Origin of the sequence: Providencia sp. PROV130, assembly GCF_028482225.1 — a bacterium.
Lineage (GTDB): Bacteria > Pseudomonadota > Gammaproteobacteria > Enterobacterales > Enterobacteriaceae > Providencia > Providencia rettgeri.
Genome location: NZ_JAMPQC010000003.1, coordinates 296,385 through 311,038 on the forward strand (window position 1 = coordinate 296,385; position 14,654 = coordinate 311,038).

At 40.4% G+C, this 14,654-nt stretch carries 13 protein-coding genes; 4 read left to right on the forward strand and 9 right to left on the reverse strand.

Annotated features, from left to right (window positions below):
• Positions 1–4 precede the first annotated feature (4 nt).
• Positions 5–1,096 (reverse strand): NADH:flavin oxidoreductase/NADH oxidase, encoded by a 1,092-nt coding sequence (locus PSF28_RS02535; protein WP_210837385.1) that lies wholly within the window; start codon positions 1,094–1,096, stop codon positions 5–7.
• 541 nt (positions 1,097–1,637) lie between these two features.
• Here PSF28_RS02535 and PSF28_RS02540 point away from each other — a divergent pair.
• From PSF28_RS02540 to PSF28_RS02555, 4 genes are all read left to right on the forward strand, one after another.
• The gene (locus PSF28_RS02540; protein WP_210839156.1) at positions 1,638–2,954 is read left to right on the forward strand and encodes a CitMHS family transporter; all 1,317 of its coding nucleotides are present in this window, start codon (positions 1,638–1,640) and stop codon (positions 2,952–2,954) included.
• A 314-nt stretch (positions 2,955–3,268) separates the two neighbouring features.
• The gene (locus PSF28_RS02545; protein WP_210839159.1) at positions 3,269–4,087 is read left to right on the forward strand and encodes a VanW family protein; all 819 of its coding nucleotides are present in this window, start codon (positions 3,269–3,271) and stop codon (positions 4,085–4,087) included.
• Between the two features lie 227 nt (positions 4,088–4,314).
• Complete coding sequence (locus PSF28_RS02550; RefSeq protein ID WP_272683416.1) at positions 4,315–5,025, forward strand: RNA ligase family protein; 711 nt, start codon at positions 4,315–4,317, stop codon at positions 5,023–5,025.
• Positions 5,022–6,161 (forward strand): AAA family ATPase, encoded by a 1,140-nt coding sequence (locus tag PSF28_RS02555; RefSeq protein WP_272684584.1) that lies wholly within the window; start codon positions 5,022–5,024, stop codon positions 6,159–6,161. Before PSF28_RS02550 ends, PSF28_RS02555 begins: the two co-directional genes overlap by 4 nt.
• 46 nt (positions 6,162–6,207) lie before the next feature.
• On the opposite strand, the gene PSF28_RS02560 is transcribed toward PSF28_RS02555, so the two are convergent.
• From PSF28_RS02560 to citC, 8 genes are all read right to left on the reverse strand, one after another.
• Complete coding sequence (locus tag PSF28_RS02560) at positions 6,208–7,260, reverse strand: 4-oxalomesaconate tautomerase (protein WP_210839163.1); 1,053 nt, start codon at positions 7,258–7,260, stop codon at positions 6,208–6,210.
• A gap of 334 nt (positions 7,261–7,594) precedes the next feature.
• The gene (locus PSF28_RS02565; RefSeq protein ID WP_210839165.1) at positions 7,595–9,028 is read right to left on the reverse strand and encodes an anion permease; all 1,434 of its coding nucleotides are present in this window, start codon (positions 9,026–9,028) and stop codon (positions 7,595–7,597) included.
• A gap of 254 nt (positions 9,029–9,282) precedes the next feature.
• Entirely contained in the window at positions 9,283–10,164 is an 882-nt protein-coding gene (gene citG / locus PSF28_RS02570; RefSeq protein WP_272684585.1) for a triphosphoribosyl-dephospho-CoA synthase CitG, read from the reverse strand.
• Positions 10,151–10,690, reverse strand: a complete 540-nt coding sequence (citX, locus tag PSF28_RS02575; RefSeq protein WP_210839169.1) for a citrate lyase holo-[acyl-carrier protein] synthase — start codon at positions 10,688–10,690, stop codon at positions 10,151–10,153. The genes citG and citX overlap by 14 nt, the downstream gene beginning before the upstream one ends.
• Before the next feature lie 2 nt (positions 10,691–10,692).
• Positions 10,693–12,219: a citrate lyase subunit alpha gene (gene citF, locus PSF28_RS02580; RefSeq protein ID WP_198641247.1), complete on the reverse strand. Its 1,527-nt coding sequence runs from the start codon at positions 12,217–12,219 to the stop codon at positions 10,693–10,695.
• A 10-nt stretch (positions 12,220–12,229) separates the two neighbouring features.
• Complete coding sequence (citE, locus tag PSF28_RS02585) at positions 12,230–13,126, reverse strand: citrate (pro-3S)-lyase subunit beta (RefSeq protein WP_004910068.1); 897 nt, start codon at positions 13,124–13,126, stop codon at positions 12,230–12,232.
• Positions 13,126–13,422 carry a citrate lyase acyl carrier protein gene (citD, locus tag PSF28_RS02590; RefSeq protein ID WP_272665155.1) on the reverse strand — a complete coding sequence of 99 codons (297 nt, stop codon included), beginning with the start codon at positions 13,420–13,422 and terminating at the stop codon, positions 13,126–13,128. The genes citE and citD overlap by 1 nt, the downstream gene beginning before the upstream one ends.
• Positions 13,419–14,495: a [citrate (pro-3S)-lyase] ligase gene (gene citC / locus PSF28_RS02595; protein ID WP_247605424.1), complete on the reverse strand. Its 1,077-nt coding sequence runs from the start codon at positions 14,493–14,495 to the stop codon at positions 13,419–13,421. Before citC ends, citD begins: the two co-directional genes overlap by 4 nt.
• Positions 14,496–14,654: the final 159 nt, after the last annotated feature.

Sequence of the window (14,654 nt, forward strand, 5' to 3'; positions counted from 1 at the left end):
ATTTTTATTTAAATAAATGTTTAAATTGATGTGGAGCACTGCGCAAGTATTGTGGCGCAACATCTATCTGTTCATTCAATTCGCTCGCTGCTCTCCAAGGCCAACGTGGCTCAAATAGGATCCCTCTGCCAATAGCCACCAAATCTGCTTGATGGGTTGCAATAATGGCTTCAGCTTGTAAAGGTTCAGTGATAAGACCTACAGCAATAACAGGCATCATGGTATTTTCATGAATAGCTTGGGCTAAAGGGACTTGGTAATTTGGGCTCAATGGTATTTGTTGCGCTGGTGATAACCCACCTGACGAAACGTGAATGTAATCGCAACCCAAATCCTCTAGTAATTCAGTAAGTTCAATAGATTCAGGTGTATTCCAACCAGATTCAAGCCAATCTGTTGCAGAGATCCGCACGCCAATTGCAATATTAGGGTTAATTGTTTCTCTCATTTCATGGAAAATGTTAATAAGTAATCGAGTACGCCCCTTAAAGCATCCACCATATTCATCTTGTCGTAAGTTGGATACTGGTGATAAGAACTCATGCAGTAAATATCCATGAGCAGCATGGATCTCAATAACGTCAAAACCTGCTTTTTCAGCACGAATTGCTGCATCAATAAATTGCTGCTTTAGCTGTAAAATTTCTTCAACAGTTAATGCATGTGGTACCGTATTATCACCAAAAGCAAGCGCGGATGGTGCAACAGTTTGCCAACCATTAGGTTGTGTGGGTTGGATACTTTTCCCTCCCAACCAAGGTAAATCAGTTGATGCTTTCCTGCCTGCGTGAGCGATTTGCACCCCTATTCGAGCATCTGAAAACTGCCTGATATCGCTGAGCATTTGTTGCATTTCAGCCATTTGTTCATCATTCCATAAACCAAGATCTTTATAGGTAATACGCCCTTCAGGAACAATAGCGCTAGCTTCTACAATAACTAAAGAGGCACCAGATAACGCAAGGTTCATATAGTGGGCTTTATGCCATGCTGTTGGCATGCCATTTTCTGCAGAGTATTGGCACATAGGAGGAACAATTATTCGATTTTTCAGAGAAACTTGGCCTATTGATGCAGGTGAAAAAAGGCGGCTCATTGGAACATTCCTTATTAGCAAGCTTAAATTATTTTAATATTATACTCCGTTAGCCAAATTTTTTTTGTGAGATGGTGTGGTATTACGGGGTAAATTTTGTTTTTAAGCGGATCGTTGATAGAAAATCAAGTGAAATTTTGCATATTTGATCAAAACCATAAAAAGTATATTTCTCTAGCAACATAATGCAAAAAGAGGGGGAGAATATAAAAAAACGAGGTAAAAAATAAAATATAATAATAACTATTATTTTTTGATTGTTATAATTCTGTAACTTATAAATAAAATTAATTACCACCAACTTAGAATGGCGTTAATATCTGCTTATGGTTTTAATGGTTCTAATAGAGAATAAAGCTATTTTTTTATTTTAAATGATAATTTAAATAAGAATTAATGCATTGTTTGTGAAGCAAAAATATAAAATATTCCTTGCGGTTATATTCAATGGTTTATATAAGAAACAAGCTTGTTAAGTTAATGCAAACCAAGCTAAATGTTGTGTTTACCTGAAAAATATAATTCTAAGAAGGAAGTAGATGTGCTGACAATTATTGGTATTTTAATCATTTTATCGATAGTAACATTATTGATGATGGGGAAAGTTAGCCCAATTATCGCAATGTCTTGTATCCCCTTTATTGGTGCTTTATTTGCTGGTTACTCTGTTGCCGAAATTTCAGTATTCTTTGAAAGTGGTATTAATAAAGTGTCAAAAGTCGCAGCGATGTTTTTATTTGCGATTTTATTCTTTAGCTTAATGAAAGACCTGCACATTTTTGATCCGTTGATTCGTTTTATGGTTAAAATGACACGTGGAAATATTATTGTTGTTTGTATTATGACAACGTTAATTGCGGGGGTTGTCCATTTAGATGGGTCAGGTGCTGCGACATTCTTAATTATTATTCCTGCCTTATTACCTTTATACCGTCAACTAGGGATGAGTCCTTATTTAATGTTGCTGTTGATGTGTGCCAGTATGGGGGTCATGAATATGGTACCTTGGGGTGGGCCATTAGGCCGAGCCTCAGCTGTCACTGGAATTGATGCCTCGACCCTATGGCAACATTTGATCCCAGTACAATTAATTGGCATGGCTGGCGCAGTGGTATTTGCTATTCTGATGGGATTACGTGAGAAAAGACGTATTGCAGCGGCAAGTTTGAAAGGCACTACGCCATATGAAATGGATTCTTTACTACCTGTCAGTGACGACTCTGCAGATATAAGCGAAACGGTTCAGAAACCCAAAAAGCCACTTATTAATGGTGGGCTAATCATCGCATCCGTTATCTGTTTAGCATTTGGTTTATTATCTGCCCCTTATGTTTTTATGATCGCACTTTCCATTGCTTTAATGGTTAACTTCCCTAACCCTAGAGACCAAATGAAAATTTTGGCAGCCCATGCACCGCAAGCGTTGGGAATGGTGGCTATAATATTAGCAGCGGGAGCATTCTTAGGTATTTTATCTGAAGGTGGCATGCTTGAGTCAATAGCAACAGACTTAACGGCTATTTTACCAACAGAATGGGTTTCTAAAGTCCATATTTTTGTCGGTATTTTAGGTGTGCCGATGGATATTTTTACTAGTACAGATGCTTATTATTTTGCTTTATTACCTATAATTCAACAAATTGCAGCCACTGTTGGTGTTGACCCATCTTCCGTTGTTTACGCCATGGCGATAGGTAACAACGCAGGCACCTTCGTGAGTCCGTTTTCACCAGCAGCATGGCTAGCAATGGGATTAGCTGGAATTGATATGGGCCGTCACTTACGCTATTCGTTTGGTTGGATTTGGTTGTTTAGTTTCTTTTTGTTAGCGGTAGGGGCGCTACTCGGCCTTTATTAATTAGCTCGTCGGCTTCAAAAGTAAACCCTAGGTGCATACTTGTCTATGCTCCTAGGGATTTACTTTTTTGCCGCCTAGCTGTGACATGAAATTCTTAGAGCAAATTATCTCTTCTTAAATCCTTATATCAAACTATCTTCATCTTGCTCGCCACCGCGTTGTTGGCTTCAAAAGTAAATTCCAGTGATAGGTAACTAGGTTTGATTATTTTTTAGCTATTCAACTATCACGTATTAACTATCAGATAGTTACTATGTCGTAAAACGAATGGCTATGACATGATTTATTGGTTAATTATATCAATAAGGTTTGTTATGCGTAGGCCACTTTCTTCCTATCATCCTATTCTATATTGGCTGCGCGTAACTCAAAAGCGCTTAGCTCGAAAATTGCATTGGGCATGTTCTGCCAAGCATTATGCGAAATCAAAATCCAGTGAACGCCTTGAATATCGCTACAACAAGCATACATCTAAGCTGATCCGTAAATTAGGTGAATCAGACCTACGCTTGCAATACAACAAAGTGACGAATTTACGTATTGCTGCTGAAGCGATGAATGGAGTTATTATCTACCCGGGCGAATATTTTTCATTTTGTCGGCTCGTAGGAAAACCGACTTCGCGCAGAGGTTTTCTTGAAGGTATGGAACTTTCGTTTGGTGAAGCTCGTTCAGGGATCGGCGGGGGAATTTGCCAACTAAGTAATTTAATTCATTGGATGGTATTGCATTCTCCATTGCAAGTGGTTGAGCGTGCTAATCATAGTTTTGACCCATTTCCAGATGAAGGTCGTGTATTGCCTTTTGGTTCAGGGGCGGCAATCTTTTATAATTATATCGATTTGGTTTTCTATAATCCGACACAAAGTGCTTTTCAATTGGTATTTAATATCGCTGAGCATCAACTCGAAGGGGAGTTATTGAGTTGTACCTCACGTGAACATAAATACCATATTTATGAGAAAAACCATAAGTTTACCCGAGAAAATGGAGTTATATACCGGCATAACGAAATTTGGCAAAAAGTGACAACTAAAGGACAAGAACCTAGTACTTTGCAAGATAATTGTTTGTATCGTAATAAAGTGATAGTGAAATATTCCTTAGATGAAAGCCAGATAGCGGTTGAATAATATCGCTAGCAATGAGATTAGGAATAAATTGATAGCCTTTTTCTTGACAATTAGACTAAAATTCAACTGTTTTCCTTCAATTTCGCTAATTTTGACCCTTAGCTAAGTAAAAATGAGGCCGTTACTCGGAATAAATATGTAATACCTACACTTGATTTCTCAACAATTAAAGACGCAAATCTAGCAAAAAGATTTGTGGTTATTTCTATTTCTTTAGAGAAAGCATGATGAATATGCAATCAAGAAAGTATGGTAGAACGTATCACTATCCGTTCTCCCCTGGTACGACTAGTGATGATCGCATTAATAGCGATTGGTGGTCGCACATCCAAAATATAGACAAACTGGTTCACACAGAAAAATTGGATGGTGAAAATAATTGCTTAAACCGTTATGGGGTTTTTGCGCGCTCTCATGGGGCTCCAACTCAATCGGCATGGAGCCAGCAAATTCGCCAACGTTGGCAGTTGATTAAAGATGATTTAGGGGATATTGAACTATTCGGTGAAAACCTTTACGCAATACATTCCATTGAATATCAACATATTGAAGATTATTTCTATGTGTTTGCTGTTAGGCAAGGGGAGTATTGGCTTAGTTGGGAAGAGGTGCAATTTTATGCGGCTTTATTTGATTTTCCAACTGTCCCTCAATTAGATTTATCACTCAGTAAACATATGGACAAGCAAGAATATGCAAGTTCATTAATTACTGCGGCATCATTAGATAGCCAATTTATTGCGCGTGATACCCACACAGGGAAAGCCTGTAGCATGGAAGGGATTGTGAGCCGTGATAGTCAAGGGTTTCATGTGGATGATTTTATGGCACATGTTTTTAAATATGTGCGTAAAAACCATGTCAAAACTGATATCCACTGGAAGCGGCATTGGCAGCGAGCCAAGCTGGCCTTTGAATTGCAAGGAGAACAGCCATGAGTTGGCAATTAACCCAATATCGTGATTGGACACAGCTTGAAAAACAGTTCGATTTTGTGCGTGATATGCAATATGTACCGCAAGACCGTTTGCACCATGCGGAAGGCAATGTGGCTATTCACACTCAAATGGTGTTAGTGGCTTTGGAGGGTTTACCTGAATATCAACAGCTTCCAGAACTTAAACAACAAATCGTTTGGGCGGCAGCGTTGCTACATGACGTCGAAAAACGCAGTACAACAAAAGAAGATGAAGAAGGGCGAATTCATTCGCCTGGACATGCCAAAAAAGGCGAGTTATCTGTACGCAATATATTATTTCGGCAAATAGAAACTCCTTTTGCTATTCGTGAACAAATTGCAGCTTTAGTTCGATTTCATGGTTTACCGCTTTGGTTAATGGAAAAGCCAGATCCTGAACGCACGTTATTTGCTGCTTCGTTGCGTGTTGAAATGTCTTTATTGTGCATGCTTGCGAAAGCTGATGCGATAGGGCGTACGTGTGAAGATAAAGCGGAATTGTTGGCCAGAATCGAGCTATTTGAGTTGTTCTGCCGTGAGCAGGGTTGTTGGGATCAACCTAAATCATTTGCTTCGCAGGCTGGGCGTTTCCATTATTTTCATCATCAAAAGGGCACTACGGATTATCAACCTTTCGAAGAAACTGGTAGTGAAGTGGTTATGCTATGTGGTTTGCCGGGGATGGGAAAAGACCATTTTATCAAACAGTTTTACCCACAAACTGCGGTGGTATGTTTAGATGATATTCGCCGAGAACATAAAATCAACCCAGCAGACAAAAATGCCCAAGGTTGGGTAGCTCAGCAAGCCAAAGAGCAAGCTAAACGCTTATTACGCACTAAAACACACTTTATTTGGAATGCGACGTCATTAAGTGCCTCTTTGCGAGGAACAATGATCAGCTTATTTGAACGCTACCAAGCAAAAGTTCATTTAGTTTATTTGGAAGTGCCATTTAAACAGTGGCGACAACAAAATCAACAGCGTAAATATGCGGTTCCAGAGCAGGTTATGGAAAAAATGGCAGGGAAGTTAGAATTGCCAACGCCAGATGAAGCCCATCAAGTATCCTATTATATTGATGGTAATTTTGAATCGTTACTTGCAGAAAAATAAAATTAATCGCCTGCCTCTTAGTTAGAGGCAGGACGTGATATTAGTTTTAAGGAACGTACACATCGCCCTCGAAGAGTTTTCTTGCTGTACGAATAATTGACGCCTGAATCCCTTCCGGTGAATTGCCTTGTTGGTTTAACGACACGTCAAATTTTCCACTTAAATGTTCAATGGAAATGTTATTCATATCAACAGAGTGAATATATTGCTGAGTAATACTATTAGGAACAATAGTACTTGTCGCAATGGCGATAGCACCAGTCACGGCAAGTGCGCCATGGCATTTATGTGGCATAAAATAACGGACATTAATTGTTCCACCGTGAATGGCAGGTGAAATCAATATAGGCTTAGGGATAACTTTTTTTCTCACATCACCAAGCCCCATCACTGCGCCTGCTTGTATACGAATAGCTTCGAGCTTTTGCATAAATTCGGCATCAGTTTCGAGCTGTTCTGCGGTTTCATAACCGGTTTTATTAAGCTGAGGCGCATCAATCAACACCACAGGCATCGCCATATCAATACAACTAACATCAATACCTTCAATGGTGTCAATAGCGTGGCCAGTCGGGAGCAATTTTCCTGTTTTAGTTCCACAAGCATTTAAAAATGTCAGTGCAACAGGCGCGGCATGACCGGGTACACTTGCAATTTCAGTGTCACCATCATAATCGACATGGCCATCAGGCGTTTGTACAGTAGAGTTGACGAAGGTGTTTGTATTGACATTACGGATCCTCACAGTCGTTGTTTCACCTGTGATAGGGACCAAGCCTTTTTCGATAGCAAAAGACCCCACGGCACAAAGAATATTGCCACAATTTGGTGCGGTATCAACAATGCGCTCAGTAATAGAAACCTGAGCGAATAAATAATCAACATCAGCATCACGGTGGGTTGAAGGGCTAATAATTGCGACTTTACTGGTTTGTGGGCTGCCACCACCAATGCCATCAATTTGCAAAGCATGGCCAGAACCCATAATCGCTAGAATCAGCTCATCCCGTTGTTGTATGTCTTTAGGAAGGGAGTCCGCTAAAAGGAATACGCCTTTCGAGGTACCGCCACGCATTAAGGTACAAGGAATTTTTTTCATCTGTTTACCCGTTATATTTCACGCTGTGCCTGTGTTGGCTACGCTCAGTCACCCAAGTCACATACTTTTGTATGCTCCATGGGATGCCTTCACTTGCCGCCTTGCCACAACGTGAACTATTTAGGGTAAACCCGTTAAGTATTACGCTGTGGCGGTGTTGGCATCTTTCAGTTACCCAAGTCACATACTTGTATATGCTCCTTGGGATGTGTATCAGCAATTTTCTCTTAACAAAATTATTCAGAGGTCAGATTGCAAATAGGTAGGTAGCCTGAGGAAATCAACGAAGCCATAAATAAAGAGGGCACAAACTAAGTTGTGCCCTGAATAGTGTTTAAATTAATCCCATATTGATTAATAGTTCCCACCAACCTAAGCCGATAGTCATGTGAACGAATAAGCTAATGAAGGCCACTAACCCGCCGATGATCCACCAAGAACGGATATCGTTATAACCTGCACCGAATACGATAGGTGCTGCGGCGCCGCCATAGTGAGTCACGCTTCCGCCGTAAGCATTCGAGAACAGCAAACCTAGAGCGAGTAGCATCGGAGGAGCCCCTGCAACCATACCGACAGTGGCAAATACCGGAACCATGGCTGCAACGTATGCACCACCAGAGGCAAATAAGTAGCGAATGGCAACACTGATGAACATGATGACAAAGAAAGCTAGCATCGCTTGGTCACCGAAGGAGAGATATTGGCTCATGGTATCCGCGAGCCACTTGAAGAAGCCTGCTTTTGTGAGAACACCAGACATACTGATGATACCACCGTACCAAATCAGGGTATTCCAGCCGCCTTTATTCTTCAGTACGTCATCCCAAGTTACAACACCGAGGATCAGGGTTAATGCCATGACCGCAATCGCGACGCTAGAAGCGCTGACGCCGATAAGGTCAGAGAAAATCCAGCCACACAGCGCGATAATAAAGACAATACCCAGCAATTTTTCACGCATAGTCATTGGGCCTAAATCTTCCAGGCCTTTGGCCGCGATCTCTTTGTTATTCACCTTTTTCAACTCAGGCGGATACAATTTGTAGATCATTAACGGCGTCAAAATCAGCATGATTAAACCTGGTACAGAGGCTGCAAGTGCCCATCCACCCCAACTTAAATGGATGCCCATAATGTCACTCATCATGGCAAGGGCGAGTGCGTTTGGTGCCATTGCGGTCAAGAACATATAGCTGGTGGTTTTAGTCACCATATAAACGTTGACGAGGAGATAGTGGCCTGCTTTACGTGGACTTTTTTCTGGATCAGACCCTAAAGCAACGGCGACACTATTGATGATTGGGAAAACAATCCCTCCTGCACGTGCGGTATTAGAAGGCGTCGCTGGCGCGATAATTAAATCAAGGATTGCGGTCACATAACCGAGCCCTAATGTTGTACCACCTAACTTACCAATCAAGATATAAGAAAGACGTTTACCTAAACCAGTAATAACAAAGGCGGCACTCAGAGTAAATGCAGCAAATACAAGCCATGTCGTACCGGATGCATATCCACTTAAAACTTCACTTGCTTTGACATCTTTAGTACCCGTTACTCCAATAATTACCGCACTTGCAGCAATAGTGGCTAATAAAATAACAGGCTCTGAATATGGTTTAAGTACCAAACCGACAATAGCGGCAAGATAAAGACCGAATAACAACCACGCAATATGTGGTAGCCCCGTTGGTGTAGGTATTAACGCAATAATAATTGGAATGGCTATTAACACGAATAGCTTCCATATTTTTTCTTTTTGCATAAGCCAATTTCCTTGATTAAATCAATATTAAATTTATTTAATATTAAATTGAATGAACTTTAATATTAGGAATTTGTTAAAATGATAATTTTTAATATGGCTGTATCTTGAATGAAATATGATGATTTTAATTTTCATTAATAATTCACTCTAAGGTATATAATTTAGTTAAATAATTAATTGGTTTTTATTTAGTTAAATTGTTTTATTTTTAAATTATTCCTGTTCTATTAATGTTAAAAAAATACGTAATGTTAAATAAAGGATTGGTTGGGTAATCGAGCAAAAAACCAAGTTAGAATTAATAAATCCGCACTTCCCCCTGGGCTCACATTTAGTTGAATACATTCATTATCGAAATGTTTAACTTTAACTAAGTCATCATGGGTATTTATACCTGCAGTTAATAGCTGTTCTGCACGCTGCTTGATCCACGTTAAGCTCTTGATACCACCACGATTGACAATATTCGTATCATCATTCAGGCTCATGAGTAAAATTAAGGTATCAAGTAGAGCGATATCGGCGAGTTTGCCTTTAGCAAGTTGCTGCAAATAATAAGGAAGTGAATGTTTGATTACTAACGAATAACCGCCTTCAGCTTCACCTCTTGCACCTGTTAGCCCATGTCTCTGATATAAGTGATGGCCTGCAGTGGGGTTTTCAGTTTTTTGTTTAAGTTCATTGGTAATTCCCTTACACATACTAGCAACCAATAAGCTGACATTTTCAGGTGAGACACATTGTTGCTGTGCAATCAAACGGCCTATTGCGGTTAAGACTAAACCCAAGGAAAAAATACTGCCTTTATGGGTATTAACCCCTTTTGTTGCACGGAACATCGACTTTTCACAATCCATTCCGATAGGGCGAATATGGGGTAATAGTTGCTCTATAGGACAATTTTTGTATTGAGCGCCTGCTTGCAAAAATTGAGGAAAATGTGTCGCGATGGCATTGGCACTTAAATGAAAGTCAGTCAGTGCCATATCTTTATGGGCACCGGTGTTGTGTTTATCCACTAACCCAGGTTTAGGGGTTAAATTCACTTCAGCTAACATCGCTTTCCATGCTAATTGGCTGTAATATTGGGTTAATTTATCATTTATATGGCTGAGTTGTTTAATAGGTTGCATGCGCTAACTCCTCGATACGATTAAGTATCTCAACCAATGAATGTGTCCGCTGACGAGCACAAATTTTCGCTTCATTTTCACAAATTAAGCATTGTCTTGGTGGCAGATTTAATTGTGAGCGTGAATATTGTTGTCCATTCGCATCAAACACATCAAAATCCCATAATCGACCAACAGCAGACGATTCTTCCATGCGAATTAACGCTTTTTTAATCTCGATAGCATTTCCGTCAACGGCAGCCAAGCATTCCGGCCCCGTTTTTAATGCCCAAGATTGTTGTGATAAAAACACCCACTGCCCGCATGAAGCAATCTGTTTAAGCGCATTTAGGCCCTGATTAAACACATGTCTAACAAGAGAGTTGTCTTTGACTGCTCCAGGAAAAACGACAGTAAATGAAATCAAGGTTACCTGATGGAGACCAATCCACGCTTGTTGGCGAGCCTGACGGGCATCTCGGCTATCCAACAGTTCAGGTAAAGAAATTTCAAATTGCTCTTGAGTATCAGGCAGTGGGTAAAACATATTTACTCCTTCACTTGATGAACAACATCAATGACTGAGCCATCACGATAACGAACAACCGCAACAGCTTTATCTGTAAATTCAATTGGATTAGGAGTACCAGTTAATAATTGTGCTCGTTCTCGTAACCAGCTCATTGAAACGGTTTTAATACCTTGGCTTTCAAGTTGCTGTTTTAATTCAGGACGAGCAGGGTTAACGGTAATACCATGGTCAGTGACAAGAATATCGACACTGGAACCAGGTGTAACACACGTGAGAACTTCATCCACGAGTGTTGGAATACGGCCACGTACCAGTGGTGCAACAATGATAGATAATTTTGATGCAACGGCTGTGTCACTATGGCCACCAGATGCACCACGAATAATGCCATCAGAACCCGTTAACACATTAACATTAAAGCGAGTATCGATTTCTAATGCGCTGAGCACAACGACATCAAGCATATCAACGGAAGCACCTTTTGAATCAAAACACGCATATTGGTTAGCACTGATTTCAATATGATTCGGATTGCGAGCGAGTGATTCAGCTGCCGCTTTATCAAAACTTTGGACATCCAATAATTTACGAATTAACCCTTTTTCATGCAGGTCAACGATAGTTGAGGTAATGCCGCCAAGTGCGAAGCCTGCCTGAATATTATGGCGTCTCATTTTGTCTTCAAGAAAGCGAGTGACGGCAAGAGAAGCACCGCCCGTACCCGTTTGTAATGAAAAACCATCTTTGAAGTAACCTGATTTTTCAATAACATCAGCCGCAGTACGAGCAATCAGCAGTTCACGAGGGTTCGATGTCATACGTGTCGCATCAGCCCCAATTTTATCGGCATCACCCACGCGTTTAACTTTGACGATGTAATCGACTTCATCTTGCTTAATACTGGATGGGTTATGGGGGTAATCTAATATCTCTTCAGTGAGCATCACCACTTTTTTCGCGGTTTCAGCATCAATTTTGGCGTAACCTAAAGAACCACAACTTGCGCTTCCGGTGTAGCCATTGGCATTGCCGTATTCATCACAAGAAGGAACCCCAATGAACGCCACATCAATAACTAGCTCACCACTATGAATTAAATTAGCTCTTCCACCATGCGAATGAATTTGTACAGGTTCTTCTAATTCACCGCGTGAAATAGCTTCAGCGAGTGGGCCTCGGATACCAGAGGTATAAATTTTACGGATAACGCCATGACGAATATGTTCAACAAGTGGTGAATGGCAAGCACTTAATGAACTAGATGCAAGTGTTAAGTTGCGAAAACCCATTTCAGCAATGACTTGCATCACCATATTGACCGTAAGATCTCCACCGCGGAAGGCGTGATGGAAAGAAATAGTCATACCGTCTTTAAGGCCAGAACGGCGGATCGCGACTTGTAAGTCATCACATAATTTGCGATTTCTCGGCTTTTGTACCTGTTGTTGTACTTTGCCGATATCTTTAAATTCACGTAGAACATCGTCAGTATTTGGTTGTAAGTAGGCTGATACGCGAGCCTGGCGCTGAGTATTATTTGTCATTTTTATTGCCTCACTCTTCCCGAATTCCTGATAATGCTGCTCGTGATAACACGAGGCGAGCTCTGTCAATAACTGGGCCATCGACCATTTTTCCGTTCAATGAAACCACACCTTTACCTTCAAGGGCTGCGGCATCAGCGGCTTCAACAACACGCTGTGCATGGTCGACTTCTTTTTGAGTTGGTGCATATAAATTATGAAGTAACTCAATTTGTCTTGGGTTAATTAGTGATTTGCCATCAAAGCCGAGCTGTTTAATGTGAGCGGCTTCGCGTAGGAAACCTTCTTCATTATTTGCATCAGAATATACGGTATCAAACGCTTGAATACCGGCTGAACGAGCGGCTTGTAAAATGGCGCACCGAGCATAGAGGAGTTCTACGCCGTCTGGAGACCGCTCGGTGCGCAAATTGCGGACATAGTCCTCGGCACCTAATGCGATGCCTATAAGTCTTGGTGATGAATGAGCAATATTGACTGCTTGAGTGATGCCCATTGGTGATTCGATAGCGGCGAGCAAGCCCGTGCTACCTTCTTCGCGGCCACAACTTTTTTCTATACGTAAGATTTCACTTTCAATATCAATAACATCTTGCGCAGTATCAGTTTTAGGAAGGCGGACAATATTCGCACCACCACGAACAACGGCTTCAAGGTCAGCAACACCAAAGGCGGAATCTAACGCATTGACCCGTACAATGGTTTCAATATCTTGATAAAGCGGGTGCTGCAATGCATGGTAAACCAAGCGACGAGCCGTATCTTTTTCGCGTAAAGTCACAGAGTCCTCAAGGTCGAACATTAAAGCATCCGCTTTATAAATAAAGGAATTGCTTAACATGGCTGCATTGGAACCGGGCACAAATAACATACTTCTGCGTGTACGTGATTTTTGTTCTGGAGTCATTATTTATCCTCCCAAGGCAGATAGTCGATATCACAGGCGCGAGCCAATAAGGCTTCTAAACGCGCTTTAAGTACACATTCCAGTGCACCTTTATCATCTACAATGATTTGTGCTCCTTGAATATCATTCTGCTGAATCATTTCTTGTACGATTTTTGCGATAGCATCCCCAAACTGCTTTTCAACACTACTGGTAATTTGTATTGAGACCTCTTGAGTGTCTTCTAGCGGTTCGATACGAACCATGACATCACTTGATTCAAGTGTGCCAGCTACTGCTGCGTGTTTTATCTTCATATTTCACCTATGGCTAATTCAGAACTTTCGGTGTGGCTTTGAGCGGATGCGACTTGATTGGCGACCATCTCTTGTAAATATTGATAGGTTGCCTCAGGTACAATCGGCTTAATCGCCGCAAGATCTTTTTTAGCGAGCAATCGTCTAACTTGTGAGGCAGAAACTGCCGTTCCATTGATGATTGTTCGCGGAAATTCAACGAGTTCTATAGGTGGAAAATTCATAGCATCGGTTTTTAACCAAAAGCGCATGTCTTGGTTATATTGGTTGGTGACTTGGCAAAATGGTTCCGAGCCTACGAATCGATGGGTTATCCCCAAAGCAGGGGCGATATATTGACGAAATATCTTAATGTCTATTTCGGTATAACAGTTATTGGCAACCGTTTTGTCTTTAATAAAGTAGCAAGGAAATGTCGCTCGAGAAATAATATACTCGGAGCCTTTGTGAATAGTGAGATTTTCTATTCCTTTAGTCCCAGCTTCTATTAAATTTAATCTAACTTTATAAGGAAAACGCGATGTATCTTCTTTGACAACAAATAGGTGTAGCCAGTCACAGGCCTTCGCGGCTTGTTCTATTAAATAGCGATGGCCAAGGGTGAAGGGATTGGCATTCATGACGATTGCGCCAATTTTTTTCCCTTCCTTACGCTGTGCTTTTAAACTTTCGATATAACGTTTTAGATAACAGCAACTGTTTTCCATCAACACCATAATATTAGGTACGGTGGCAATAGTATGGAATCCACATTGTTGGAATAAGCTTTCATTTTGAAATTTGGTATAAATAAACAAATGAGTTGTATTATTTTCGTAAGCAAGATTAACCAGTTCTGTTGCTAATTTTAATGCAAGGCCTTCACCTCTAGCATCATCACTAATAGCAACACATTTAATAACATTTTTTGCTAAGCCTCCGCACGCAATTAATTTTTCATTGCGTGAGATTGTAATAAAAACGTCAATGCTTGAATCAAGCTCTAAATCGTTTTCCTTTAAAAACTGAGTTATTTCAGCAAGTTTCCTGTTCTCATGACGTTTTACTTGGTTAAACGTTATGTTTTCGAACATAATAGTATCCTGCATCTCATTTAGAGATGTTTTTAAAATGTTGCTAATGTTAAAGTTAATTAAATAAATATTTTTGGTTGTTCTTATAAAAATAAATATAAATTCTTATTTAATTATCCTTTCTGATATTTATATTAAAGGTACTGTATTTAATATATT

Coding starts and splice junctions, on each gene's coding strand:
- PSF28_RS02535 (WP_210837385.1), bottom strand. CDS start 1,096: ATGAGCCGCCTTTTTTCACCTGCATCAATAGGCCAAGTTTCTCTGAAA.
- PSF28_RS02545 (WP_210839159.1), top strand. CDS start 3,269: ATGCGTAGGCCACTTTCTTCCTATCATCCTATTCTATATTGGCTGCGC.
- PSF28_RS02550 (WP_272683416.1), top strand. CDS start 4,315: ATGAATATGCAATCAAGAAAGTATGGTAGAACGTATCACTATCCGTTC.
- PSF28_RS02555 (WP_272684584.1), top strand. CDS start 5,022: ATGAGTTGGCAATTAACCCAATATCGTGATTGGACACAGCTTGAAAAA.
- PSF28_RS02560 (WP_210839163.1), bottom strand. CDS start 7,260: ATGAAAAAAATTCCTTGTACCTTAATGCGTGGCGGTACCTCGAAAGGC.
- PSF28_RS02565 (WP_210839165.1), bottom strand. CDS start 9,028: ATGCAAAAAGAAAAAATATGGAAGCTATTCGTGTTAATAGCCATTCCA.
- citG (WP_272684585.1), bottom strand. CDS start 10,164: ATGCAACCTATTAAACAACTCAGCCATATAAATGATAAATTAACCCAA.
- citX (WP_210839169.1), bottom strand. CDS start 10,690: ATGTTTTACCCACTGCCTGATACTCAAGAGCAATTTGAAATTTCTTTA.
- citF (WP_198641247.1), bottom strand. CDS start 12,219: ATGACAAATAATACTCAGCGCCAGGCTCGCGTATCAGCCTACTTACAA.
- citE (WP_004910068.1), bottom strand. CDS start 13,126: ATGACTCCAGAACAAAAATCACGTACACGCAGAAGTATGTTATTTGTG.
- citD (WP_272665155.1), bottom strand. CDS start 13,422: ATGAAGATAAAACACGCAGCAGTAGCTGGCACACTTGAATCAAGTGAT.
- citC (WP_247605424.1), bottom strand. CDS start 14,495: ATGTTCGAAAACATAACGTTTAACCAAGTAAAACGTCATGAGAACAGG.